Origin of the sequence: Micromonospora sp. DT31 (genome assembly GCF_049841795.1) — a bacterium.
Classification (GTDB): Bacteria; Actinomycetota; Actinomycetes; order Mycobacteriales; family Micromonosporaceae; genus Micromonospora.
Window position 1 is genome coordinate 1 of sequence record NZ_JBNCKZ010000001.1, and the last position, 25,602, is coordinate 25,602.

18 protein-coding genes and 1 pseudogene are annotated in these 25,602 nt (G+C 69.1%); 10 read left to right on the top strand and 9 right to left on the bottom strand.

The features are described 5' to 3' along the window. The 3 genes from ACLQ2X_RS00005 to ACLQ2X_RS00015 all read left to right on the top strand — a co-directional run. Positions 1–491: acyl carrier protein (locus ACLQ2X_RS00005; RefSeq protein WP_425678788.1), on the top strand; the 491-nt coding region annotated here is incomplete at its 5' end. Between the two features lie 26 nt (positions 492–517). Further along, on the top strand, positions 518–1,288 hold the full coding sequence (locus ACLQ2X_RS00010) for an arylamine N-acetyltransferase family protein (RefSeq protein WP_425678789.1): 771 nt from the start codon (positions 518–520) through the stop codon (positions 1,286–1,288). 23 nt (positions 1,289–1,311) lie between these two features. After that, on the top strand, positions 1,312–2,919 hold the full coding sequence (locus ACLQ2X_RS00015; RefSeq protein ID WP_425679514.1) for a bifunctional 3-(3-hydroxy-phenyl)propionate/3-hydroxycinnamic acid hydroxylase: 1,608 nt from the start codon (positions 1,312–1,314) through the stop codon (positions 2,917–2,919). 25 nt (positions 2,920–2,944) lie between these two features. Here the strand turns inward: ACLQ2X_RS00015 and ACLQ2X_RS00020 are convergent, their stop codons facing one another. Next, entirely contained in the window at positions 2,945–3,388 is a 444-nt protein-coding gene (locus tag ACLQ2X_RS00020; RefSeq protein ID WP_425678790.1) for a winged helix-turn-helix transcriptional regulator, read from the bottom strand. Between the two features lie 76 nt (positions 3,389–3,464). On the opposite strand from ACLQ2X_RS00020, the gene ACLQ2X_RS00025 reads away from it, so the two are divergent. Then, entirely contained in the window at positions 3,465–4,964 is a 1,500-nt protein-coding gene (locus tag ACLQ2X_RS00025) for a DHA2 family efflux MFS transporter permease subunit (protein ID WP_425678791.1), read from the top strand. Between the two features lie 166 nt (positions 4,965–5,130). Then, positions 5,131–6,222, top strand: a complete 1,092-nt coding sequence (locus ACLQ2X_RS00030) for a Gfo/Idh/MocA family protein (protein WP_425678792.1) — start codon at positions 5,131–5,133, stop codon at positions 6,220–6,222. Between the two features lie 68 nt (positions 6,223–6,290). Here ACLQ2X_RS00030 and ACLQ2X_RS00035 read toward each other — a convergent pair whose 3' ends face one another. From ACLQ2X_RS00035 to ACLQ2X_RS00050, 4 genes are read right to left on the bottom strand one after another with little or no spacing between them, the layout of a single operon-like run. Further along, positions 6,291–7,076 carry a DUF2306 domain-containing protein gene (locus ACLQ2X_RS00035; RefSeq protein ID WP_425678793.1) on the bottom strand — a complete coding sequence of 262 codons (786 nt, stop codon included), beginning with the start codon at positions 7,074–7,076 and terminating at the stop codon, positions 6,291–6,293. A 13-nt stretch (positions 7,077–7,089) separates the two neighbouring features. Beyond that, complete coding sequence (locus tag ACLQ2X_RS00040; RefSeq protein WP_425678794.1) at positions 7,090–7,320, bottom strand: ferredoxin; 231 nt, start codon at positions 7,318–7,320, stop codon at positions 7,090–7,092. Then, a complete protein-coding gene (locus tag ACLQ2X_RS00045; protein WP_425678795.1) occupies positions 7,317–8,522 on the bottom strand; it encodes a cytochrome P450 in 1,206 nt (401 codons plus the stop codon). The genes ACLQ2X_RS00040 and ACLQ2X_RS00045 overlap by 4 nt, the downstream gene beginning before the upstream one ends. A 28-nt stretch (positions 8,523–8,550) precedes the next feature. Continuing rightward, positions 8,551–10,077, bottom strand: a complete 1,527-nt coding sequence (locus ACLQ2X_RS00050) for an FAD-dependent oxidoreductase (RefSeq protein WP_425678796.1) — start codon at positions 10,075–10,077, stop codon at positions 8,551–8,553. A gap of 406 nt (positions 10,078–10,483) precedes the next feature. On the opposite strand from ACLQ2X_RS00050, the gene ACLQ2X_RS00055 reads away from it, so the two are divergent. Further along, positions 10,484–11,638: an acyltransferase family protein gene (locus ACLQ2X_RS00055; protein WP_425678797.1), complete on the top strand. Its 1,155-nt coding sequence runs from the start codon at positions 10,484–10,486 to the stop codon at positions 11,636–11,638. A gap of 111 nt (positions 11,639–11,749) precedes the next feature. On the opposite strand, the pseudogene ACLQ2X_RS00060 reads toward ACLQ2X_RS00055, so the two are convergent. Further along, positions 11,750–11,923, bottom strand: a pseudogene (locus ACLQ2X_RS00060) (transposase); the annotation flags it as partial. 543 nt (positions 11,924–12,466) lie between these two features. On the opposite strand from ACLQ2X_RS00060, the gene ACLQ2X_RS00065 reads away from it, so the two are divergent. Further along, positions 12,467–13,312 (top strand): hypothetical protein, encoded by an 846-nt coding sequence (locus tag ACLQ2X_RS00065; protein ID WP_425678798.1) that lies wholly within the window; start codon positions 12,467–12,469, stop codon positions 13,310–13,312. 79 nt (positions 13,313–13,391) lie between these two features. Here the strand turns inward: ACLQ2X_RS00065 and ACLQ2X_RS00070 are convergent, their stop codons facing one another. Together ACLQ2X_RS00070 and ACLQ2X_RS00075 are read right to left on the bottom strand one after the other, a co-directional pair. After that, the gene (locus ACLQ2X_RS00070) at positions 13,392–14,162 is read right to left on the bottom strand and encodes a shikimate dehydrogenase family protein (protein ID WP_425678799.1); all 771 of its coding nucleotides are present in this window, start codon (positions 14,160–14,162) and stop codon (positions 13,392–13,394) included. 56 nt (positions 14,163–14,218) lie between these two features. Continuing rightward, positions 14,219–17,047: an AAA family ATPase gene (locus ACLQ2X_RS00075; RefSeq protein WP_425678800.1), complete on the bottom strand. Its 2,829-nt coding sequence runs from the start codon at positions 17,045–17,047 to the stop codon at positions 14,219–14,221. Between the two features lie 275 nt (positions 17,048–17,322). On the opposite strand from ACLQ2X_RS00075, the gene ACLQ2X_RS00080 reads away from it, so the two are divergent. Beyond that, positions 17,323–18,258: an ROK family protein gene (locus ACLQ2X_RS00080; RefSeq protein ID WP_425679515.1), complete on the top strand. Its 936-nt coding sequence runs from the start codon at positions 17,323–17,325 to the stop codon at positions 18,256–18,258. Positions 18,259–18,310: 52 nt separating this feature from the next. On the opposite strand, the gene ACLQ2X_RS00085 is transcribed toward ACLQ2X_RS00080, so the two are convergent. Then, entirely contained in the window at positions 18,311–19,360 is a 1,050-nt protein-coding gene (locus ACLQ2X_RS00085; RefSeq protein WP_425678801.1) for a 3-dehydroquinate synthase family protein, read from the bottom strand. A 161-nt stretch (positions 19,361–19,521) separates the two neighbouring features. On the opposite strand from ACLQ2X_RS00085, the gene ACLQ2X_RS00090 reads away from it, so the two are divergent. Continuing rightward, positions 19,522–22,458 carry an AMP-binding protein gene (locus ACLQ2X_RS00090; RefSeq protein ID WP_425678802.1) on the top strand — a complete coding sequence of 979 codons (2,937 nt, stop codon included), beginning with the start codon at positions 19,522–19,524 and terminating at the stop codon, positions 22,456–22,458. A gap of 594 nt (positions 22,459–23,052) precedes the next feature. Then, entirely contained in the window at positions 23,053–25,572 is a 2,520-nt protein-coding gene (locus tag ACLQ2X_RS00095; RefSeq protein ID WP_425678803.1) for a BTAD domain-containing putative transcriptional regulator, read from the top strand. Positions 25,573–25,602: the final 30 nt, after the last annotated feature.

A 25,602-nucleotide genomic window follows, 5' to 3' on the forward strand; every position in this document is an offset into this window, starting at 1 on the left:
GCCCCGTCAACTGGCACCACGCCTACCACCACCTCCCCACCCACCACGCCGACCTACCCACCTACGCCTTCCAACACCACGACTACTGGCTCAACAGCCAACCCACCCACCACGACACCGCAGCCGAGGCCGTCTTCATCGACGGCATGCTCGAGGAGACCGAGATGAACGACGGACAACCCTTGCTGAACTCCCTGGCCCTGCTGCCCGGTCACGACCGGCTGCCGGCTCTGGTCACCGCGGTCCGTTCGGAGGCCTCCGCTGTCCTCGGCCACGAAGACAGCGAGCAGATCGGTGCCGACAGCGCCCTCTTCGAGATCGGCTTCAGCTCGCTGACCGCGGTGGAACTACGCAACCGGCTGAACGTGCTCACGGGCCTGGAGCTGCCGGCCATGCTGGTCTTCGATCAACCGACACCGGCCATGGTGGCGCAGTACATCCTCGACCGGCTCACCTTCGACGAGAATCCGGAGCCGGCTGTCCACGCCTGACCTGTCACGGACAAGGGAGAGCCCAGATGTTCAACGTGGAGAAGTACGTCGCGAAACTCGGCTACACCGGGCCACTCGTGCCTGATCTCGACACCCTACGTATCCTGCACAAACTTCATCTCATGAACGTTCCGTTCGACAACTACCTGAACGAGGCCCGGGGGCTTGGCATCTGGGACGGCGTAGACATCGACGTCGATGAGATATTCGCGGCGGTGATAGTCGGCGGTCGGGGTGGCGTCTGTTATGAACTCAACGGGCTCTTCCGGGAGCTGCTGCGCCGCATCGGCTACGACGTCATGATCCTCTCCGCCGGCGTGCGGGCCCCGGACGGGACGTACGGCCCGGAACTTGAGCACGTCTTCACGGGGGTGAACCTCGACGGCGAACGATGGCTGGTGGACGTCGGCTTCTCCGGGCCCTCGTACATCGAGCCGGTCAGGTCCGCGGACGAGGCCCAGGAGCAATACGGCAGCCGGTTCAAGGTCGTCGCCGAGGACGGCTTTCTAGTCCTTGAGCGTCAGGTCCGGGAAGGCGACTGGAGGGCCGTCTACCGATTCCGGGAGCGCCCCCGCGATGTCGCCGAGTGGTCCGCCGACAACCCCGAGTTGAACGCCTACGCACGTCAGTTGGCCGCGCACGTCCTGCACATCCGCGCCCGCGCGACCGACCGTGGCCAGATGACCCTGGTCGGTCGGCGGTTCCTGCGGGTGAGTGACGGCCACGAACAGGTCCGCGTGCTGGTGCGGCCGAACGAGTTGCAGGAAGTTCTCGACGACATCCTGCTGCGGGCCTGAGGGGAGGGGCCGTGGAAGAGTACGTGGCGGACGTCCTCATCGTCGGGTACGGTCCGGTGGGTCAGGTCACCGCCAACCTGCTCGCCCAGCGTGGATGGCGGATCGTGGTCGTCGAGCGGCATCCGGCGCCGTATCCCATGCCCCGGGCCGTGGCGTTCGACGGCGAGGCGGCCCGCATCCTCGCCGCGGCCGGCGTCGGGGGGCGCATCGCCGAGTTCGGTGAACCCTCCGGCGACTATCTCTGGCGTAATGCTGACGGCGAGGAACTGATCTACATCGGGGCCCCCGGAGTCGAGGGCCGCAACGGCTGGCCCGACTCGATCTCGATGTATCAGCCCGGGCTGGAGGCCGCACTCACCGCGCACGGCGCCGAACAGCCCGGCCTCCGGGTGGTGCGCGGTGCGGATGTCGTGGAGTTGGGCGAGGTGGGCGACTCCGTCGAGGCCGTGGCCGTCGACCGCGATGGTCACAGGTTACGCATCACCGCCCGCTGCGCAATCGGCTGCGACGGCGCCAACAGCATGGTACGCCGGCACATCGGCACCGAGATGGTGGATCTGGGATTCTGCCACGACTGGCTGATCTGTGACGTGGTGCTACGCGAGGATCGGGCCTTCGTGCCGAACAACCTGCAGATCTGTGATCCGGCGCGGCCACGCACCGAGGTCTCCGCGGGACCGGGCCACCGGCGGTGGGAATTCATGCTGCTGCCTGGCGAGGACCGGCACACGATGGACACGCCAGAACAGGCCTGGCGGCTGTTGGGAACCATGGGCGTCACCCCGGAGACGGCGGTCATGGAACGGCACGCCGTCTACACCTTCGAGGCCAGTTACGCCAGGCAGTGGCGGGCCGGGCGGCTGCTGATCGCCGGGGACGCCGCTCATCTGATGCCGCCCTTCGCCGGCCAGGGGATGAGCTCCGGCTTCCGCGACGCGGCCAATCTGAGCTGGAAACTCGACGCGGTGCTGCGCGGGTGGGCCGACGACGGCCTGCTGGACACGTACACGACGGAGCGACGCGCCCACGTCCAGCACGCGATCAAGATGTCGATGGACCTCGGCAAGGTCATCTGTCAGACCGATGCCCGGGCGGCGGCCGACCGGGACACGGTCATGACGGCGATGAGGCGGCGTCAGGTGAGCCGGCCCGAGCCGCCCCCGTTCCAGTCGCTGCTGGCCGGACCTTTGACTCGCGCGCCCGGCGGTGGCGACCTGACACCCCAACCCCGAGTTGTCGCCGCTGACGGCCGCACCGGACGTCTCGATGAGATCGTCGGCGGGGACGAGATCCTCTTGGTGGCCACCGCCGATCCTGCTGCGGTCCTGACCGGTGAACAGCTCGACTTCCTGGCCGGTGTGGGTGCCGTGCTGGTGCACCTCGGAGCCGAGGACGCCGAACACCGGGAAACCGCGAGCGGTGTCGCGCGACACCTCGGCGCGGCGACGTACCGGCTGAATGATCCAGACGGCGCCTACCGAACGTTCCTCGCAGATCGGCACCTGCTGGGCGTGATCGTTCGGCCGGACCACTACGTCTTCGCCGGCGCCTCGGATGTGGCAGGGCTTCGCGACGCTGTCGACGAGCTTCGGGCATGCCTCTCCGCGACCAGAGGTGTCCCACAGCGGTGAGGCCGCTCGCGCGGGGCGGCCGGCCTCAGTGGCTGCTGCCGGCTAGCGACCGGTCCGGCGGGGCGGTCGTGGCAGCGAGGTCGTAGAGCGTACGGGCCTGCTGGATGCCGTCGTGGTGGCGCTGCGCCCAGTTGGCGAGTGACAGCAGGGTCTCGTAGAGCTCAAGGGCCACCGGTGTGGCCGCGTACTCCACCCGGGGAGGCACAGTCGGGTAGACCGTGCGGGACAGGAGTCCGTCGCGCTCCAGGTTGCGCAGGGTCAGGGTCAGCATTCGCCGGCTGATGCCCTTGATCCCCCGCTCGAGTTCGGTGAAGCGCGCCGGCCCCTGCGTGGTCATCAGGAGGATGCCGATGCTCCATTTGCCGCTGACTCTGCTCATGGCCTCCAGGACCGAGCATGCCTGGCGTGCCTGCGGCGTCTCGCAGTCCTCGACAGCCGACACCGGTACACCGGTGTTCCTCTGGGACATCAAAGTGCCTCCTTTCGCTACTCCTCATAGTCACAGACCATGTACTCAGTAACAAGAAGTATCGCTACGGCAACGGATGAGACCTGAAGCTACGGACGAGCAGGAGAAGAACCTCGTGACCTTGAAATCTTCACCCAGAGTCAGCTCACCGGGCCTGGCTCTCGCCGTGCTCTGCACGATGCAGCTGATGGTCATCCTGGATGGGACCATCGTTACGGTGGCCCTCCCGAGAATCCAGCGTGACCTGGGCTTCGACCAGGCTGGTCTCGCCTGGGTGATGAACTCCTACCTGATCGCGTTCGCCGGTCTGCTTCTGCTGGCGGGACGCCTCGGCGACCTCATCGGCAGCAAGAACGTGTTCCTGGCGGGCCTCGCCCTCTTCACCGGGGCGTCGGTCGTCTGCGGCATCGCCAACACGCAGGAGGTCTTGGTCGCCGGGCGGTTCGTGCAGGGTGTGGGTGGCGCACTCGCCTCGGCTGTCATCCTCGGCATGATCGTCGGCCTGTTCCCGGAGCAGGGGGCGCAGGCCAAGGCGATCGGCATCTACAGTTTCGTCTCCGCCAGTGGAGCGGCGATCGGGCTGATCGCCGGGGGCGTCATCACCCAGACGCTCGGCTGGCACTGGGCGTTCCTGGTGAATGTGCCGATCGGTATCGCCGCGCTCGCCTTCGGCGTACGTCTCCTGATCACCAACCCGGGCCTCGGCATGTCGGCCGGTGCCGACGTGCTGGGAGCCGTGCTCGTCACCTCCGGCCTGTCACTGGCGGTCTTCACGATCGTCCGGATCGCCGACGAGTCGACCAGCCTCACCGAGACGCTGGTCTTCGGTGCCATCGCTGTTGCCCTTCTTGTGGGCTTCGTGGTGCGCCAGGCGCTGGCCGCCAAGCCGCTGCTGCCACTGCGGCTGTTCCGCAAGCGTCAAGTGTCGGCCGCCAACATCATCATCGTCCTGGTGTTCTCCGCAGGCTTCGGATTCCAGTTCCTGACCGCGCTCTACATGCAGCGGGTGCTCGGGTTCAACGCCCTGCAGACCGGCCTGGCCTTCCTGCCGGCCCCGCTGGTGATCGGCACGATCTCCGTGTTCTTCACGGGCCGGCTGACGGCCAGATTCGGCCAGCGCACCCTGCTCATCGTCGGCCTCATCGGCATCATCATCGGTCTGAGCCTGCTGAGCCGGGCCCCGGTCGACGGTGACTATGTGCGTCACATCCTGCCGACCCTGATCATCCAGGGCGCCGGTATGGGCGTCGGCCTGCCGGCACTGATGATGCTCGCGATGTCCGGGGCCGACCCCGCCGACGCCGGTGTCGCCTCGGGCCTGACCAACACCGCCCAGCAGGCCGGCGCGGCCATCGGCACCGCAGTCCTCGCCACCCTGGCGACCTCGCGGGGCAACACCCTGGTGGATCGGGGCGAGGAACTGCTGTCCGCGCTGCGTGGGGGGTACAGCGTCGCCTTCCTGGCTGCCGCCTCCTTCGTCGTCATCGCACTCATCATCGCCTTCGTCGCGCTCCGGCCGGCGGCCGCAACCGCTGCCCCCGAGCCGGCGTTGGATGCCGCCAGCGTGTCCGACTGAGTGACTACGCCGGGGACACCCCCCCGGATCCCGGCGTGGCTACGGGCCGAGCCCGGTCCCGCACCCTCGGGTGCCGGCCGGCTCGGCTCGTACGCGTACCAGTGGAACAAAGTTGACCACCAGAGAGCTGACCGGGACCGTATCGCCCCGGCGGGAAGAAGTGACGATGACAGACACCATTCGCATCGGTGTGGTGGGCGCGCACTCGGAGCGGGGCTGGGGGCGGTGGGTGCACCTGCCGGCGCTCACCGGGCTCGACGACTACACCCTGACGGCGGTGGCCTCCACCAGCCAGGAGAGCGCGGATGCCGCCGCACACGCCTGGGGGGCGTCGCTGGCCTTCGGCGACGCACATGAACTGCTGAACCATCCGGACGTCGACCTCGTCACGATCGCCGTTCAACTGCCGCGGCGGGAGGGGTTGATCGACGGCGCCATCCGGGCGGGCAAGCACGTCTACAGCGAGTGGCCGGTGGCGCTCGACGCGGCCACCGCGGCCGGCTACCGCGACGCCGCGGTGGCGGCCGGAGTGCAGAGCGCGGTGGGACTGCAGAGCCGGCACCACCCGGCGGTGCGGTTCGTCGCCGACCTCCTCGAAGAAGACTCCATCGGAGACCTGCTCTCCGCCTCCCTGACCTACTCACTGCCCGCCCCGGAGACCGCCTCGGAGCGTTACGCGGACCTGTTCGACGCCGAGAAGGGCGTGAACCACCTGACCATCGTCGGTGGTCACTCGCTCAACATGTTCTGCCAGATGGCCGGGGCTTTTACGGAGGTCTCCGCGACCATGGCCACGCGGATCTCACCCGTCACCATCCTGGAGACCGGCCACCAGGTGACGGTCACCTCGCCGGACCAGATCGCCGTCTCCGGCAGCCTCGAGTCCGGAGCCGTCGGCTCGGCGCAGATCATGACGGGCGGACCGGCCGGGGAGGGCTTCCGTATCGCATTTCACGGCCGCAGGGGTCGTCTGGTCCTGGCCTCCCGGGACGCCTCTCTGGTGGCGCCGCAGCTCGACGTCACCTTGGACGAGGGCGACGGAGCCGCGCCCCTGCCCGTGCCCGACCGCTACCAGACCCCGTCGGCGGCCGAGGGCCCGGTGGTCGCCAACGTCCGGCAGGTCTATCGGGACCTGGCGGAGTCGATCCGTGGCGGTACGGCGACGGGCCCGGATCTGACCACCGCTGTGCAGACCCACCGGTTGCTCGATGCCATCAAGCGCTCCGTGGAGACAGGGAACCGGCAGCCGGTGGGTTGAACGCCACGGGATCGTGGCCGCTTCCTCGGAAGTGGCCACGATCCCGTGGCGGGGGTGGGAGGTAAGTCCTATGGGGCCCCAGCGGCAATACGGCGTGCCGTGCGAGCCTTGTACCTGCGGCCGCTGCCTCGTTCCACGACCCACCATTCGGCGAACAGCAGCGGAAGGATCCAGCCCGGCCATACCGCCAGGCCGGCCAGTGACTGTCCCCAGACCGCGAGTTGGGCGAGGTCGGTGGTATCCGGCATCGGCAGGATCGTCGCGGTGAAGAGTTTGCCCAGGACGCGGCTCATGACGATGGACATCGTGAGCGCGAAGCTGCGGATCATCCAGCGCCGGTGGTCGGTCTGCCGTCCCTGCCGGATCATGCGCCAGCCGATGAGGGTGCAGGCCACCCAGAGCGATGACGAGATCACGCTACTGACGCGGACGGATGGGCCGGACAGGCTGACGACACCCACCGACACGGCGAGTACCGCGCTCGGCAGGACACCGGCGAAGACGTAGAGCCGACCACTGATCCGGTGGATGCGCGGATGACGCCGGCGCAGCCACGGCCAGACCTGTAGCACCGTGGTGGCCAACGCGATCGTGCCGAAGGTCACGTGACCGACGAGCAGCGGATAGTGCAGCTCGAAGTTGCCCGGCTGCGGGATCAGCGACTGGGCCTTGTCGAAGGTCCAGTAACGAGGTACCGCGTTGTAGAGGAAGACCAGGACCACGGCCGTCAGCGGCAGGATCCAGGGCCGCCGCCACCAGGGGTGCTGCCGGCGCGGCGCGGCGGCAGGGGACTCCTCCGGCGCTGGCAGCGAGTCGCCGGCTGCTTCCTTCGGCACGGTTGTCGCTCTCGTCATGAGGATCTCCTCATCAGTCTTCGGCCACGAGCACTTGCCCGGACAGCTCGTCAGTGACCCGAATGGCGCCGAACGGGCAGAAGTCCGCGGCGTCGAGCACTTCGTCGTCCGGGTCGATGGCCGGTGTGATCGGTACCGACTTGCCATTGATGAGGACGAACCGGTGCGGCAGATTCCCGTTGCAGAGCCCGGCCCCTCGGCAGACGGTGTGGTCGACCTCGACCCGCCACTTTCCCGGGCTCACCAGCGCACCGGCAGGGCGCCAACGCCGCGGACGACGTGCTCCGACTTCCACGGCACCTCCTCGGCCGGCACGGCGAGCGCGAGCGTCGGCAGGCGCCGAATCAGGGTGCTGAGGGCGATCTGCAGCTCCATGCGAGCCAGGGGCGCTCCGAGACAGTGGTGGATGCCGTGGCCGAACGCGATGTGCGGGTTGTGTTTGCGGGTGAGGTCGAGCTCCTCCGGACGCTCGAAGACCTCGGGGTCCCGATTTCCGACAGCGGGGAACACCATCACGGCCTCGCCGGCCTTCAGCACCTGTCCGCCGAGTTCGATGTCCTCCATGGCGATCCGGGTGTTCTCCGAGTAGGGGCTCAGCGGGGTGAAGCGCAGCAACTCCTCCACCGCGCTGGGGATCAGCGACGGGTCCTCCACCAGCTGCTCCCAGTACTCCCGCTGGGTTAGCAGGATGTAGAGGTAGTTCGCGAGCTGGTTGGCGGTGGTGTGGTGCCCGGTCGCCAGCAGCGCGATGCCCATGGTGACGAGCTCGTCCTCGCTCAGCCGGTCGTCGTTGTCGCGGGCGGCGACCAGCGCGGACAGCAGGTCGTCGGTTGGCTGCTCCCGACGCTTGGCGATTATTGCCCTCATGTACTCGGGCAGCTTCTCGTAGCGTGCCTCGTTCATCGCCTCGACCTCGGACTCGTCGCCGACGACCAGCCAGGTGTCGATCCAACCCCGGAACTTGCGGTGATCCTCGACGGGGATGCCGAGCATCTCGCAGATCACCGTGATGGGAAGCAGCCAGGCCACCTTCTCCGCCAGGTCGGCGGGCTGTTCGGAGGCGATGAGGTCATCGACGAGCGCCTCCGCGATCTCCTGCGAGCGTCCGCGCATCTGCTCGACCCGACGCATGGTGAAGGCTTTGGCCACGAGCTTGCGCAGCCGGCTGTGCTCCGGGTCGTCCATGCTCAGGATGTTCTCCTCCTCGAAGAACAGCCTGATGCGGGGCACGTCCTTGCCGACGGTCGCCGCCCGGCTGAAACGCGGGTCGGCGAGTACGACCTTGATGTCGTCGTAGCGGGTGGCGAGCCAGGCGTCCCCACCGTGCGGCATGGTGACCCGGGTCAGAGGGCGCTCGGCGCGTACCTCGGCGTAGCGCGCGTGCAGATCCACCGCCTCCGCGGGACCGAACGGGTAGTTCTCCACGGCTTGCTTGACGACCGTCATAGCGTTGTCCTCCACGGTGGTCTCCGGTTCAGCTGCCGATGCTGCGCGGGTGGTTGAAGAAGGAGTACGGGTCGTATTTCGCCTTGACCATCAGCAGACGGGCGTAGTTGCCGCCGTAGTACGACCGCTGCCAGTCGGTGAGCGACATGTCCGGGAAATTGATGTACGACTCGCCGTTCGAGAGCGGGTTGATCACGTTGAACCCGCGGTCGGTCCAGGCCGACGCGGCCTGCGCGTCCGCCGCGTCGGGCCGGGGATTCGCGATGGCGACCCCGTAACCGACCTGAAACTCGGTGGTCCGGTGGACGTATGCGGTGGCCCACGGCGACGGGTCGTTGGCGGCACCGCCGAGACCGGTGAAGGAGAGGTACCGCGTGTTGCCGGGGCGCCGGTCCGCGTCGAAGGCGGCCAGTACAGCGTTGACCTCTCCGGCGGTGAAGGGCCGGCTGGAGAGCCGGGTACGCAGCCGTTGCCATCCAGCGCGAGCGATCGTGGCCTCGGGGTTGGTGCCGACCCGTTGGCACTGGTCGGTCGAGAGGTCCGCGCAGCCGTAGACGTTGAGCATGGCCTCGGTGTAGGGCTTGTCCAGGACGGTGCTGCTCACCGGCTGGGCGCCGGCTTCACTCGCGAGTTCGGCGAGCGCGGTCTCCAGGCTCGCCTGCGGGCCGAAGTACGCCCCCTGCATCAGGACGATGGGTGCTGTTCCCGGCGCGGCGTCGGGAAGCACAGCGATGACCTGAGAACTCAGCGTTCGCGGGGCCGCCACCGACCACTGCTGCCAGGCCGTCAGGAAGGCCGGCGCGTCGTCCCACGACCAGGCGAGGTTGTAGTAGACCATCCGGGGCGCGTTGATCGGGGTGACCTCGAAATCGAGGACGATTCCGAAGTTGCCGCCGCCGCCGCCGCGGATCGCCCAGAACAGGTCGGGATACTCCGTGGCCGACGCCCGGACGACCCGTCCGTCCGCGAGGGCGATCAGAGCCGAGACCAGTCGGTCACTGCCCACGCCGAAGGTCCGGGTCTGGAAGCCGACGCCGCCACCGGTCAGCCACCCGCCCGCCCGGACGGTGGGGCAGGTGCCTGCCGCGAGCTGCTTACCCAACGGCCCCAGTTTGGTGAGCGCGTCGATGCCCTGAGTGCCCGGCCCGATGTGCACCGTGCTGCCGGTGACCTGTGCCTGATTGAAGCGTGACACGTCGATGATGACGCCTTCGCCGGTGGACCAGCCGGCGAAGTTGTGCCCCCCGCTACGAGTGCGGGCCGCCAGGCCGTTGTAGGTGGCGAAACGGATGGTGGCGCGAACGTCTTCCGGCGTCTCGCAGTACACGATCGCGGCCGGGTTGATCGAGTCGAAGGCCGCGATCTCCGTCTGCTTGGCGAGGGAATACGCGGCGTCGCCCGGCAGGACCAAGTCTCCGGTGAGCTGTCCGCGCAGGCGGCTCCAACGGGGCGTGGCCGCTCCTGCGGCCACCGGTGCCGCAGCGCCGGCGGCGCCTGCCGCCAGCGCGCCCGCCAACAGCGCGCCGCCGGCGCGAAGGACGTTTCTCCTGTCCATTCTGAGATACCCCATTTTCCTCGTGGACGGCACGCCGGATGGCTCACGGCTGCCCTGCGGGCGCATCAATTAAAGGCGCTTTTGCGCAGCTCCCGCCGTTAATTCGCACAAAGGCTATCCCTGCCGCATTCCCAGCTGGCACCCCTAATCATCCCCTAACTTCTTCACGGCGTACCTGCACCTCACAGGGATGTCGAGGCGGTGCCAGGCCGGCCGACGCGCAGGTAGGGGGGAGTTGCGGGTATCGGGCACCCGGGAACGTTCATATTCTGCTGCTGACCATTCCCGCCGAGTGCATTTGTCGAAACCTCGCCGCGAGAGGAGAAATACATTGTCTACGGCAACGTCACCTAAAGATGCGGGCGTAGCTAGCCCGCCACGGAAGGATTTGCCTTCCCTGACCGGAATGCGATTCTTCGCCGCCCTGCTGGTCTTCCTCATCCACCTCATGCAGCCGCTGGACCCGGTGGCACCGGAAGGCCCCATCAACCCCTTCGCCGACGAAGGGCTGACCGCGTCGCTGCTGCGGCTGTTCGGCCCGGCCGGCTACCTGGGCGTATCTTTCTTCTTCCTGCTCAGCGGTTTCGTCCTCACCTGGGCCTGGCGTCCCGGCGAGGCGCTTGGTGCCTTCTGGCGCCGCCGGTTCGTGAAGATCTTCCCCAGTCACCTGGCGGTCTGGGGCGCGATCATGCTGCTGTTCGGTAGCAGCATTCCTCTCATCACCTGGCTGCCCAACTTGCTGTTGGTGAACTCGTTCGTGAACATTCCCGCCGTGCAGCTGGGGGTCAACGCGCCGTCGTGGTCGCTCTGCGCGGAGCTGCTGTTCTACGCTCTCTTCCCGCTGCTGATCGTCGGCGTCCGGAAGATCTCCGAGAGCCGGCTCTGGTGGTGGGCTGCCGGCATGCTGGCCGGCATGGCCATGGTCACGCTGATCACTCTCTACATCATTCCGGACACCCCGAAATCGCCGCTGATCCCGCTCTCCTTCCCCCAGATGTGGTTCAACTACACGTTCCCGGTGACGCGGATGTTCGAGTTCGTCCTAGGCATGCTCCTGGCGCGGCTCGTGCTGGCCGGTCGCTGGCCGCGGGTGGGCGTCGGTCCCGTGCTGGCACTGCTCGCCCTCGGTTACATCGGGGCCATGTACATCCCGCAGCCGTTCAACTTCAGTCTGGTCATGGCGATCCCGTTCAGTGTTCTCATCTGTGCCGGCGCCTCCGCCGACATCCGGGGTGTCACCGGCTTCCTCGGCAACCGCTGGATGATCTGGCTCGGCAAGGTGTCCTTCGGGTTCTACCTGGTACAGGGATTTACACTCTTCTACGGCCGGCCAGCCGTGCTGGGGACCGAAAGGTACAGCACCCCGACGGCGATTCTGGTGGCCATCGCGCTGTTCGCCGTGACGCTGCTGGCTGGTTGGCTGCTGCACATCGGCGTCGAGGAACCCGCCATGCGCTACTTCGCCCGTAGCCGCAAGGCCGACCGGACTCGGGGTGTGGCCGTCGAGCCGGCGCCCGTGGAGGCGCTGCCCGCGGTGGTCCCCGAGGCACGCGCCAGTTGATCGTGCCGCGAAGAACAGAGGTCCCCGGCTCCGTACCCGGGGTCTCTGTTCTTCGGCACCCACCCCAAGGTCCGGAACCCCCGGAGCCCTACCTGTGCGGTCACGTCCGCGCTGGTGGTGCGTAGGTCTGCTCGGCGAGGACAGCCGCAGGTAATGGGTTCGGCATTTCTGCCACGCGGCTCCGGGTAGGACTCGACCGGTGGCCTGCACCAGACCGGCGTGGGCGTCGGAGATGACCAGGCGGACTCCGGCCAGGCGGCGGGCGGTCAGCGATCGCAGGAACGCCCGCCGCCGGTACGTCAGCAGGCGGTCCGGAAAGCATGTACCCTGCCGCAGCTTCGGACCGTCAGGTCGATCGTGCCGGCCCGGGTGCCCCACTCCCGCGAGCGGTGACCGTTGCGGAGTTCATCCGCTCGTCACTGCGCTGCCCCAGGCCCGGCGTCGCGGATCGCATCGGCTTCGGCGGACAGCACCGCCTGCGTGAACGTTTTGGTCATCGCCCGCAACGGGAGCCCTCGATCTGCTCGCGCAGCAGTTCACCAAGGTTCACACTCTCACGTGCGGCCATTGCGCACTCTCCTCGTTCGCTGACGTGGCCGTCTTGAGGCCCGACGCGATGGCCGTCTCTCATCTACGCAACGCGCCCGCCACGGCAAGTCGTACACGACTTCAGCGGGCGCCACCCCTATTGCCCTCCCTATCCCCTCCCTGCGTCCCGGTCGTCGCCCCGGCAAGCGTGGCTCGGGGGCCGGCCGGCGACATAGCGTGACCCGCAGGACCCACCAGCGCTGTCCGACCACACCCTCGTTCGGAGTGAGGCATGATCTCGTGACCCGTGAAGTGTTGAAACTGCGCCTGCACCGTCCGTGCGGCTCGGCCGTCGTTGTTCGTGAAGAGGCCACCGTGCCGACACTCGTGCCCGCCCTGCTGCGGCAGCTGCGGGAAGGCGACCGCGATGCGCGCTGGCGGTTCCGGTTCTGTCTCGACGGCAGTGGAGGTGTCGAGGTGTGGCTGCACGGGCTGCCATCCGTGATCGATCGCCTGGAACAGGCCGTCCGACTCACGCAGGTGCCCGAGGGGAGGATCGACGTGCTGTCTCGCCATCGGATCGAGGATCAGGACCCGGTTCCGGCTATCGAGCTGAACGAACTGTTGTCCGCGATGTCCAGTGACCTGGCGCTCGCCCTCTCCACGCGGGCAACGCCCGAGGAGAGCGACGGGGTCAGGTTGGCTGCCTTGAACCTGCGTCTGGTCTGTGAGCTGTTGCCGTCCGAGGACCGCGGCGGTTTCTTGTTCCTGCTCTGGCTACTGGGCAGTGACGGGGCCACCGCAGGGGAGCGCCTGTTGATGGCGACGCGGGCGGACGAGGCCGCCAGCACGATCCTTGGCCTCAGTGACCCCGACACGCTCGACAAGGACGACCGGGGGGACTGGTGTGCCTACGCGCAGAAGCTGCGTTTCCTGGTCGACGAATACCGCCACCGGCCGGGCGTACTGATTAACTACGCGTTGTTCGACCATGCGCGGCTGACCCACCACCGGCTGGGGCTGTCGCAGACGGTGGAGGCAGTGGCGGCTCGGGCGCTCCGACCGGCGATGGCCAGGATGCCGGAGGTCGTCCCGGTCTCCTGGGCGGTGCCCGCCGAGCATCTGGTCACCGAGGGCGTCGGCTGATCCGATCCGGCCCATTGGGGTGAGGCTGGCTGGACGAGAGCGGGCCACGATCCGGCACGCGACCGGTGGGTCCGCTCCGTCAGCCACCGGTCTCGTCGAGCCCGAAGAACGCCCGGTAGGCGGCGAGTTGATGCTGGAGCATGTGCCGGCCGTGGTGGATTCGCCGGCCACTCGCGGCGGCTGTGCTCAGCAGCGCTGTCTCGTGGGGGTCCATCACGATGTCCGCCACCAGCGCCCCGGGGGGCAGTTCCCTCGGATCGAACGGCAGCGGGTCATGTGGGTGCAGCCCCAGCGGGGTGGCGTTGATCGCCAGGTCCGCCGTCGTGAGGTCGGGCCGTCCGGTGCCCACGGCCCGACCCGGCCAGTGCGTCTCGAGCCGGTTGATCAGACGGTGGAGCCGGGCCCGGTGCACATCGAACACACGGATCCGGGCAGCGCCGGCGCCCAGTAGCGCCGCGGCGATGCCACTGCCCGCGCCGCCCGCGCCGACAAGTGTGACGTCGTCGCCTCGTGCGCTGTGCCCGGCGGCAGCCAGGCCGCCGACGAAGCCCGTGCCGTCGAAGTTTTCGGCGTACCAGGCGCCGTCCGGCTCACGGCGGAGGGCATTGGCGCTGCCGGCTACGTCGACGGTTGCGCTGACCCGGTCCGCGTGGCCGCACACCGCCGCCTTGTGCGGCACGGTGACCAGGACACCGTCAAGGTTGGCGATCCTCAGCATCCCCGGCAGGATCGAATTCAGGCTGTCGGCGGGGATGTGCACCGGCACCAGGACAGCAGGCGTGCCCAACTCCGCGAACACACCGTTGAGCAGCCGCGGTGCCTGAACCTGCGAGATCGGGTCGCCGATCACGACGAAGAGTCGGGTGGACCCGGTGATGGCCGGCGGAGTGCTGCCGGGGTCAACGGTCACGAGGCGACCGACCGCGCGCCTCGTGCCGTCTTCCGTGGCTGGTTACCGGCACCGGCTGGCCGGATCCGGGCGATGCTCCCGTCGTGCCACGTCAGATCAGTGGGGAGTTCCCGCCGATGTGGCACCTTGAGCTTGCGGTAGACCCGGGTGAGATGCTGCTCCACCGTGCTCGCGGTGATGTAGAGCTTGCGGGCGATCTCCCGGTTCGTGTAGCCCATTGCGGCCAGCGAGGCGACCCGCCGTTCGGAGTCGGTGAGCTCGTCCAGACGGTCGTTGTCCTGCGGCGCGGGTTTGCTCTCGCCGAGCTCGTCCCCGATGGAGAGCAACTGCCGGTACAAGGGGTCGGACTCACACACCAGGGCGAGATGAAGTGCCCGCCGGAACACCACCCGGGCCCGTCTGTTCTGGCCCAGGGCGTGATAGGTCGAGGCCAGGTCGGCCAGCGTCCGCGCCTGTTCGTAGCGATCTCCGCAGCTCTCCAGCAGCTCCAGTGACTCGGTGAGCAGCTGCGGGCGCCGGTTCACCGGCCCGAGTTCGGCGAGGATACGGAGTGCCAGGCCGCGGCTGCGGGCACCGCTGCTGGCCGGACCGGTCAGCTCGTCGCTCATCAGCCGGCGGGACTGATCCTCGTTGCCCAGCCGCAACCAAGCTTCGGCGGCCCCGGCACGCCATTGTACGAGGGCGAGCGCGTCCAGACCCCAGTCCCGCACCAACTCGCCGCAGGCGATGAAGTCCGCCAGGGCGGCGTGGTGATGGCGGATCGCCAGGTGATAGTGCCCTCGGGCGTACAGGTAGTGGATGCCGTACCGCGTCTGGAGCATGGCCTCCGGAACGGCTTGTGCCACCCGCGCGCCCGCCTCGTCGAGGTGACCGAGTCGGGACTGCGCCAGGATGAGGTACGACAGAGGAAGCCCGACGGCGACTCCCCACGCCTTCAGGGTGAGTTCGGTGAGCGCGGCCCGGGCGTGCTCGACGGCGCCGGAGAGGTCGCCGAGCCCGACCGCGAAGCCAGCCTGCGCCGCGGAGAGGATGGCGGCCAGGGTCTGGCCAGCCTTGCGGTCACCGCGCTGTCGCAGCCGGCCTGCCCACCGGAGGCCCTGTTGCGACAGGTCGGCCTGGGCCAGCGCGGCGAGCGCCGCCACCGTGGCCTCCTCGCTCCATCCGGTGCGGCGTCCCAGCTCCAGGTCACGCAGCGTCAGATCGGCACGGTCCGCGGCTTCGGCCGCGCGACCGCGGGCCAGTTGCGTGGTGATGGCCGCCGTGGCGTGGAGCCACGGATCCACCGTGGGGGTGACGAGAGCACCCTCGATCTCGTTCCCAGTGAGGACGGTGTGCCGGTGACGGGCCAGCGGCGGGTGAGCATAGGCGAGCCATTGGTCGAGGTCGCGCAGTTCCGTCCGGCCCTGTGGATCGTCGTACGCGTCGTCGCGGACCAGGTTGAGCGCCTCGGCGGCTTCCTCGACGTGCCCGAGCCAGAGCAGTTGCCGGCAGAGCAGTAGGGCGTCGCGGCGATCGAGCTCTTCGCGGCGCAGCGCGTCGAGCAGCTTCGGCAGGTGCCGGGCGGCGAGCGACGGGCTGATCTCCCATTCGATCTGCATGAGGCGGGCCCGGATGCCACCTGTCCTGGCTGGTTCGGCGTCCGCGCGTAGTGCCGATTCGAGGTAGGCCGCCGCGTCGTCGCAGTGGCCTTCGGCAATGGCCTGCTCGGCGGCTTCCACCAGAACGGCGGTCGCCCAGGAGGGCAGTACAGGCCCGGCGGAGAGCAGGTGCTGGGCCACGGTCCGTGCCGGCGCGCCGTTGTCGTAGAACAGCTGCGCGGCACGCCGGTGCAGGTCCGCCCCCTCCTCGGCGGGAATCTGTTCGAGCACGGCGGTGCGCGCGGCCCCGTGCCGGAAGGTGCCGGCGTGCATCACACCGGCTGCCGTCATGACCGACAGGGCGGCCTCGACGGCGTTGGGCTCGGCGTCCACAAGAGACAGGAGGGCTGAGCGCTCCGAGCTGTCACCGAGCACCGCCGTGGCCCGGGCGATGGAGAGCATGACCGGCCCATGGCCGTGCAGGCAGTCCAGCAGCGCGCGACCGAACCGCGGCGCTCCGGTGGGATCGTCCAGCTCGTCCACCAGCGCGCTGAGCAGCAGCGGGTTACCGCCGGTGGCCTCATGGAACTCGGCGGTGAGGCGGTCGGCCCGCTCCGGACCGACCCTCTCGTGCAACAGTTGCCGGACACCCTGGCGAGACAACGGTCCCAGGTCGACGTGGTGCAGGTGCAGATGGCGTTCCACCTCGGCCCGGAAGGGCGACCGGGAGCCGGACGACTCGGTGTCGGCGAGGATCATCAGGATGCGCGCGGACCGCAGCCGGCGTGCGAGCTGTTGCAGGAAGGCAAGCGAGGCGGGATCGGCGTGGCCGATGTCGTCGACACCGATCAGCAGAGGACGGTCGGCGGCGAGCTTGCGGAGCAGCAGGCAGATCTGTTGGAACAGCTGAAGCAGCTGCGGATCCCGGCCGGGCTCGGTCTCGGTGTCGCCCCGGTTCCAGGCCTCCTGCAGGAGGACGGTGATCCGCTCCGAGTACGGCTCGGGCATCGTGCCGTGCACCAGTTGGCCCAGCACCCCACACCCGACGGTGCTCTCAAACGGCGCGCCGGCAGCGACGAGAGTCAGGGCCCCGCCGGCTGCCGCCGTGTCGGCGTACGCCTGCAGCAGTGCCGTCCGCCCGGTGGCGGGTGGGCCCGTCACCAGAGCGATCTGTCCCTGGCCGGCGAAGGCTCGCTGGGCCAGCCGGTCCAGCAGCAACATCTGTTTCTCACGCTCGATCAGCGTCATGTCATCCCCCGGGTGACAATACGGGGAGCACTTGAATGCCCACTCACAGCAAGCGAGAACGCTAGCACCGGGATCCTGCATCGAGGAGACTGATTGCCCACTAAGCGGTAATCGGCAGGGACCGGCGCTCAGGTGCCGCTGTCGGGATTACCACCCAGTGGGTCGCGGCCCTCGAACGTCGCGGTCGCGCCCTCTACGCTGCGCTCGTCGGCACGGAAGGTGACCGCGATGACACCGCGGAGCGAGACTCGGGGGGCGACATCAGTTACCTAGGCATCGACGTGGGTGGCACCAAGCTGGCGATCAGGGCGGAGAGCGACCACCACGAGCCGTACGAGACGGCGGTCAGATGGCCGGAGGGCGGCCCGGCGGCGGATCTGCGCGTGCTTGAGGACCAGATCGATCTGCTGCGCCGGCAGTGGGGTGGGTCCATCCGGTCGATCGGGATAGCCCTGCCCGCTACGCTCGATGATCGCGGCCGGGTGGTGACCTGGCCAGGCCGTCCAAGCTGGGCGGGGGTCGACCTCGGCAGGTGGGTCCAGGCGCTCTTTCCCGGCCTTCCGGTGGCCTACGCCGACGACGGTGGACTGGCGGCGCTGGCGGAGGCGGAGGCATCAGGCAGCCGCGACCTGCTCTACGTCGGGGTGGGCACGGGCGTCGGCGGCGGAATGATCCTGGAAGGCAGGCCGACGCCGCACCCGGACGTCGGATCGTTCGAGATCGGCCACATCATCGTCGATCGGTTCGGCGCCGTGTGTGACTGCGGTCGCCGGGGATGCGTGCAGGCGACGGCGTCCGGACCGGCGGTCCTGCGCCGGGCCGAGCAGTTGCGGGGCGCCCCCGTCACCTTCGACGGCCTCCTGCGTGGACTCGAAGGGCGCGAAGCGTGGGCGCAGTCAGCGGTGAACGACGGCGCGGCTGCGTTGGCCGTTTCCGTCACCACCGTCGCCGAGCTGCTTCGTCCGTCGCGGGTCCTGATCGGTGGCGGCTTCGCCGCCGGGGTCCAGAGCTACGTCGACGCGGTGGCCAGCTTCGTCACGGAACTGAGCAGGCCGGGCCAGCAGGTGCCCTCCGTCGGCCCGGCGAGGCTCGGCGGTCTGTCCTCGCTGTACGGCGCCGTCCTGATCGCGCGGCGAACTCGGAGCCCCGCCTCGGAGAATCAGGCAGGGGCGGGCGCGACCCACCGGTCAGCGACGCTTAGGGGACGGTAGCGGGCGATTCCCTCCCGAGCTGTATCGGCGGGGCGGATCGGCCCCGTCGGCATCAACCGGCGACAGGCATCGGCCCCACTCCGTCACGCGGCATCGACCGCAGGACGTCGGTCACCACCGACACCGGTACGTCGTGCACGAGTTCCGCGCCCTGCGGACCGTCCAGCACGAAGGAGAGACCACCGGCGGCCTTCTTGTCCAGACGCATGAGCGATACGAGGCGATCCGAGTCCACATCGGCGGGAAGCTCCGTCGGCAGCTGGTAGTGCTGAACGACTTCCAGGTGCTCCTGCACCCGATCGGCTCCGATGCGGCCGAGGGCGCCGGCGAGCCGGCCCGCGAAGACGGTGCCGACCGCGACCGCCTCGCCGTGGCGCATGGCGAAGCCGGTAGCGTGTTCCAGGGCGTGGCCCAGGGTGTGGCCGTAGTTGAGCAGGTGGCGCAGCCCGGTGTCGCGTTCGTCGGCGGCGACGATGACGGCCTTGCGCGCAACACTGGCGGCGATCTGGCCCGTCAGGTCGAGATGGCGCAGGTCGCCGGCACCGATGAAATGACAGCGAGCGATTTCACCGTATCCGCTGATCCGTTCCCTCTCGGGGAGCGTGCGCAGGTAGTCGGTGTCGCACAGAACCGCGCTCGGCTGCCAGTAGGCGCCCACGAGGTTCTTGCCCTCCGGCAGGTTGACCGCGGTCTTGCCGCCCACACTCGCGTCCACCTGGGCGAGCAGAGTGGTAGGTAGGTGAACGACCGGCAGCCCTCGGTGGTACAGCGCCGCGGCGAGCCCGACCGTGTCGGTCGTCGTGCCGCCCCCACAGGAGACCACCACGTCCGAGCGGGTCAGGCCGAAGCGGGCGAAGTCGCGGGTGAGGGCCTCCACCGTACTGAGCGTCTTGTCCGCCTCGCCGTCACGGGCCGCGATGAACGTCGCCGGTACGCCGGGTGACGGTGTCCAGCGCGCGGGCCGCGCCGACACTACAGCGGCCCGCCGCGCTCCCATCCCCGCAATGACCTCGGGAAGTAGATTGCGCACTCCCGGGCCGATCACGACTTCATAGGAGCGGGCACCCAGGGCGACTGCGATGCGTCGCGGCGATTCAGTCACGGTTCCTCCTTCACCGGTCGGCAGACTTTCATGTTTTCCGACGCGCGGTCGGGGAGCACTGAAGTTCTGGGTTCTGATAGGGGGACGGCTAGGGGCTCTCCCGGCTGGTCAGCCCCCCGAGACTGGCAGACGGCCGGCTGTCATCGTGGAGGGACACCACTGTGCTGCGTACGGATCTGATCCGTCCTGTCCATGAGCTTCTCCTCGGGCACGCGAGCCGCCTGGCGGACAAGACGGCGTTCAGCGACGGGCGTCGCGCGGTCGGATACGCGGAGCTGGCCGCGCGTACCGGCAGGCTGGCCGGGCATCTGTGCGAATGGCGGCTGCAGCCGGGGGACCGGGCGGCGATCTGCCTCGGCAACCGGGTCGAGACGGTGGAGAGCTATCTCGGCATCGCCCGTGCCAGCGGGATCGCCGTACCACTGGATCCGCGCGCCTCGCCCGCCCACCTGGGCGGCTTGCTGCGCGACAGCGACGCACGCGTGCTCATCACCGATCCTGTTCACGAGAGCGCACTCCGGAGGCACTTGTCGGCCGGACCGCGGCTGCGCATCGTGGTGACCGGCCCGGCGCAGGGACGATCGTCTCCCGGGTCGGTGTCGTTTGAGACGCTGGCGGCCACGGAGCCGGCGACCGCACCCCGTGACGACCTGCGCCTGGACGATCTCGCATGGCTCATCTACACCTCGGGGACGGGCGGGCGGCCCAAGGGGGTGCTCTCCACTCAGCGCAACTGTCTGTGGTCGGTCGCCGCCGGCTACGTGCCGGTCTCGGGGCTCTGCCAGGAGGACCGGGTCGTGTGGCCCCTGCCGCTCTCCCACAGCTTGGGGCACATCGTCTGCCTGCTCGGGGTCAGTGCGGTGGGCGCGACGGCCCGGCTGGTCGAGGATCTGTCAGCCGACGAGGTGCTACGCGTGCTGCGCGACGAGTCCGCCACGTTCCTCGGTGGCGCGCCGATGATGTACCAGCGGTTGGTCGAGGCCGCCGCGGAGGCCCGCTTCGAACCACCGCCGGAACTGCGCATGTGCCTGACTGGCGGCGCACCCGCGAGTCTGTCGCTCCGGCGTGCCTTCCAGGCCGTGTACGGTGCGCCGCTGCTGGACGCCTTCGGCAGCACGGAGACGTGCGGCTCCGTCGCGATCACGTGGCCGAGTGCCACGGCGAAGGGAGTGACGGCCGGCCTGCCGGTGCCAGGGCTCAGCGTACGGCTGGTGGACCCGCAGACGGGGACTGACGTGCCGGATGGTAGCGACGGCGAGGTGTGGGTGCGAGGTCCGAGCATCATGGCGGGCTACCACAACGACCCGGCGGCGACCGCGACCACGCTCCGCGACGGTTGGTTGCGTACGGGTGACCTGGCGCGCCGGGATCCGACGGGTTTCGTCTCGTTCACCGCCCGGCTCAACGAGCTGATCGTCAGGGGCACGGAGACGATCCGCCCGCTGGAGGTCGAGGAGGTGCTGCGCGGCGTCCCGGGTGTGAGCGATGCCGCCGTCGTGGGCAAGGCGCATCCGGTGCTCGGCGAGGTGCCGGTCGCCTTCCTGGTGCCGGGACCCGGTGGGCTCGACGCGGAGCGGTTGCTGTCGGCGTGCCGCGCGAGGCTGCCACAGCACATGGTCCCCGAGGCGCTGTATGAGGTGGACCGAATTCCGCGTACCTCGTCTGGCAAGATCATCCGCCCCGGACTGCTGCGTAGGCCGACCCGGCTGCGGGTGACGGCCGGCAGCCACTTCGACGCGTTGTTGCACGTGGACTGGATTCCCGGGGCCGCCTCCCGGGCCGCTCCGGTGTCGGGTGACTGGGCCGTGGTCGGGGGCGTGGAGGCCGGTCTCGTCGCGACCACCCTGGGCAAGTTGGGCGCCGAGGCGGTCACCTACCCCGACGTGAGCGCGGTGTTGGGGGCCATCGCCCGGGGTGCACCACGGCCGGCCAACACGGTGGTGGTGGTACCCGCTGTCGGAGCGGTGGATGTCGTGGCCGCGGCGGCGACCGTCGTGGACGGTTTGCAGGCGCAACTGCACTCCTGGCGTACGGCGCTGCCGTCCGCGCAGCTGACGGTGGCCACCGTACGCGCTCTCGCGCTGGAGAGCGGCGAGGAGGTGCCGGACCTATGTCTGGCGTCCGTGCACGGCGCGATCGCTCACGCCCATCGTGGTGAGGGCGGCGGCACTCTGGTGATCGACCTCGACGCCGCGGACAAGCGTGCCGTGGCGGCCCTGGCTCGGGTGGTCGCCTCGGCCGAGCCACAGGCGGCGGTGCGTTCGGGGGTCGTCCTGGTGCCCCGCCTGGTGCGCTCGGCCGCGTCCTCGGTGCGTCCGCCCCGGACGTTCGACCCGCAAGGGTCGGTACTGCTTAGCGGAGCGAGCACCGAGCGCGGAGCGGCGCTCGCCCGCCATCTCGTCACGGGGCACGGCGTTCGCCACCTGGTTCTGCTGGACCAGCCCGGCCGGGGTGGCCCTCCGCTGGTGACGCTGGGCAAGGAGCTCGCCGCCCGGGGAGCGAAGGTCCGGCTCGTCGCCGCTGACGACCCTGGCGAGGTCGCGGAGACCGCGCACGCCCAACGCCGACCTTGGACCACGTTCGTGCAGGTCATCGGCGGTACGTCGGCAGACTGGGACAGGCGGCTGGCCGCGGTCCTGGATCAGGTGGGCGATGGCTTCCCGAGCGTCCTGTCCGTATCGGTCACGACGACGGAGGGCGTGGTGGGAGCGGGCCGCCGGGCGGAGCCGGCGGTGACGAACGCCTTCGTGGCGGCGTTGGCGCAGCGTCGGGCGTCCCGGGGTCTGCCGGCCCTGGTGATCGCGGGCGACGTGTCATCGCCCGGGGTCTCCCCCCTCGGCCTAGTGGCCCTCTCCGTCAGGGACGATCTTGCCATGTTCGATGCCGCGTTGACCGTCGACCGGTCGGTTGTCGTCGCGGCGCGGCCGGATCCCCGTCCGATGGCTGCGATCGAGCTGTCCCCGCTGTTTGCCGACCTGATGGATATCGTGGGCGTGGATTCGAATTCGACCGGAGTGCGGACGTCGCTCCGCCAGGCACCGAAGGTGGAGGCCGGGGAACGCCCCCGCCGGTCCGCTTTCTCGTCGGATGAACCGTAGTAGGAACGAAGTATCGGGGCTCTTCGAACTTGAGCGGGGTTCGTGGCTGGCGGTGACCCGGACGTGAGGGGCTCGCAGCTCTTCACTCGTGACCATCCGAACTCGACACTCAGATGATCAGCGACGGGCTGCGAGCCCTTCACGCTCGGGTCCGCTCAGCCGCCGACCCCGCTCAAGTTCGACGAGCCAGATCGGCCACGGTTTCCGCGTATCCGGAGGCCCTTTTCGTCGATGCATGGGTTTACGTGCCGGAAATGAAAAATCGCTTAATCAATTGACGTACATCTCACCCATCACGCTCTGTAAGGACTTGACCTTGTGGGGTAGTGAAGCCAGAATGTGTCCACGTGAGGTGGGTGTGGCACGTCGTGGTGCCCTCCGGCCCCGCGCGCAGAGGGTGCCGTCGAGTCGGCGGTCGTCGAGTTGCTCATCGTCGACACGGGGTCGAGGGCCGCCTTTGATCGGCGCGGCCGGTTTGCCGGAAGGGCAAGGTATGGGAGCTGCAGCGACCCGTGTCTCTCGTGACATGCGCACCCGGGCCGGAGGTTCCGGACAAGAAGGGAAGTTCTTGTGCGATTCAAGGTCCTGGGCCCGTTGGAGATCGAGCACGAACGTCGACTGATATTGCTGAACGGAGTTAAGCAGCGGGCCACCCTCGGCTATCTGCTCCTGCACGCGAACGAGGCGGTCGCCACCAGCCAATTGCTCACCGCGCTCTGGGGGCATGACCAGCCAGCGACGGTCCGCAAGATGCTGCAGAACGCGGTGTCGAACTTGCGCCGGATGCTCCCGGACGTCGAACTCGAGACGCGCCCGCCCGGCTATGCCCTACGCGTGAGCCCAGCGGACGTGGACGCGCTGCGTTTCCAGGACCTGGCGCAGCGGGGGCGGGCGGAGCTCGCCTCCGGCGCGGCCGCCGCCGGAGCGGCCACCCTACGCTCGGCGCTGAGGCTGTGGCGGGGCCCGGTGCTCGCGGACCTGGCTGAAGATGGCGTCGAGTGGCCCGAGCTGGCAGTTCTCAACGGGTCGCGGCTCAACGTGTTGGAGGACTGCTTCGAGGCGGAACTTGCCGCCGGTCGCCACTTCGAGGTCGTCAGTGAGCTGGTTCGGGAAGCGGAGGCCGAACCAGCTCGAGAGCGGCTGTGTGGCCAGTTGATACTCGCCCTCTACCGGTGCGGCCGTCAGGTGGACGCGCTCGCGGCATACCGGCGGACCCGGGCCGTGCTCGCCGACCAGTTGGGCCTGGACCCGAGCCGTGAGCTGCGGGATCTTGAACGGTGCATCCTCAATCACGACCCGGTGCTGGCGCCGCCGACCGAGCCGGGCTCGCGCGTCACCCTGGCGCCCCAGCCGGTATCGGAGCAGGAGCAGTGCCAAGCGCACGGTTCCAGGGCCGAACGCAAGCCGGTGAGCGCCCTTCTCGTCCGCGCCGAACCCGCCTCCCGGCTCGGCAGCGGGGATCTCGAGGAGTTCGACGAGGCATTCCAGAGTCTGAGCGTCCTTATCCGGGAGGAGGCTGAGCGTTTCGGCGGGACCGTACACGGCAACGTCGCTTCGGTATGGGTTCTCCTGTTCGGCGTCCCCCGCACTCATGAGGACGATGCCCAGCGGGCGATCCGGGCCGGCCTGTGCATCAGGGACCGCATCCGCGCATGGAACTCGAGCCGGCTGGGGGCCGGGCTGCTCACCGTCCGTGCCGCGGTGGCCACCGGCGAGGCCCTCGCGACGTACGTGGAGCGGGAAGGAACGGCGGCCGTGGACGTCGCCGGCGGGATCTTTCTGCGGGGCGACGAACTGCTCGCCTCGGCGCGCGCCGACGAGGTCCGGGTGTGCGACACGACACGGCAGGTGGCCGGCTGCGCGTTCGGCTACGTGCCGCTGCCGCACTCGCAGGGGTGGGCCGTGGAACTCGCCCCCACGGCGTGCTCGGCGCACACCCTCACCACGTTCGTCGGGCGGGAACGGGAGATGATCCTGGTCACCGGCTTGCTCGACGATGCCCGGCGACGCCGCCACCCGCACCTGGTGACACTGCTGGGGGAGCCAGGCATCGGCAAGAGCCGATTGGTGATCGAACTCTGCCAGCAGATCGGCGGGACCGCCGATCCGTACCGGTACCTCGTGGGCCAGGCGCGACCCTTCGGAGACGGCACGCCGTTCGAGCCGTTGGCCGACCTGGTCCGGATGTATGCGGGTATCGGTCCGGAGGACGATGCCGTTACGGCCGACGAGAAGCTCACGCGAATGGTCGGGGACCTGTTCGGTGGCGACGCCCGAGGTTCGTCGATCACGCACGAGTTGCGCGCCCTGCTGGGCGTGGGGATGAGCGACCCGCCTGCCTGCCTGGCGGTGGCGCAGAGTTGCCGGGCCCTGCTGGAGGAGATCGCCGGGCACATGCCGCTGGCCGTCGTCCTCGAGGATCTGCACCAGGCCGACGATCGACTCCTCGACTTCATCGAGAGCCTGGCGGACTGGAGTCGGCCCGTCCCGCTCGTGGTCCTGGCGACCGCGCGACCACAGCTGCGCCACCGCCGCCCTGAGTGGGGCGGCGGGGAGGCCGACGCCACGACCGTCACCCTGAATCCCCTCTCCACCGCGGCGATCAACTGGCTGGTCAACAAACTGATCCACAGTCAGGGACTGGCCGGCCCGGAGTCGCACGAGCGACAACGGGCCCCCGAGTTGGGCGGCAACCCGCTGTTCGCCCTGGAGTACGTCCGAATGCTGCAGGAGGGTGTCTCCCTCCGGCGGGAGGTCGCCCTGCCCGCTACGGCCAGCGGCTGTAGTCCGGAGGCCGGCGTGGTCTCCGTGCCGCACTCCGTGTACACCATGGTCTCCGCACAGCTCGATCGCCTGCCGGGCTCGGAGAAGGCGGTGTTGCAGGTCGCCGCGCTGCTGGGCGGCGAGATCACCGCGACCAGGGTGGCGTCCCTCGCCGGTTGCGACCAGGGCGAGGCCCAGCTGCACCTGGAGGCGCTTGATCGCAAGTGCTTCCTTCAGTGTGTGGATGGCCCTGGCGGTGAGGGAGAGCGCAACTACGGCTTCCGGGACGCGCTTGTGCGTAACGTGTCGTACTCCCAGATACCCCGCTCGGCCCGCCCGGTCGCCGTGTGAACGGCGGCGACGTGTGCCGGGAAGATCGAC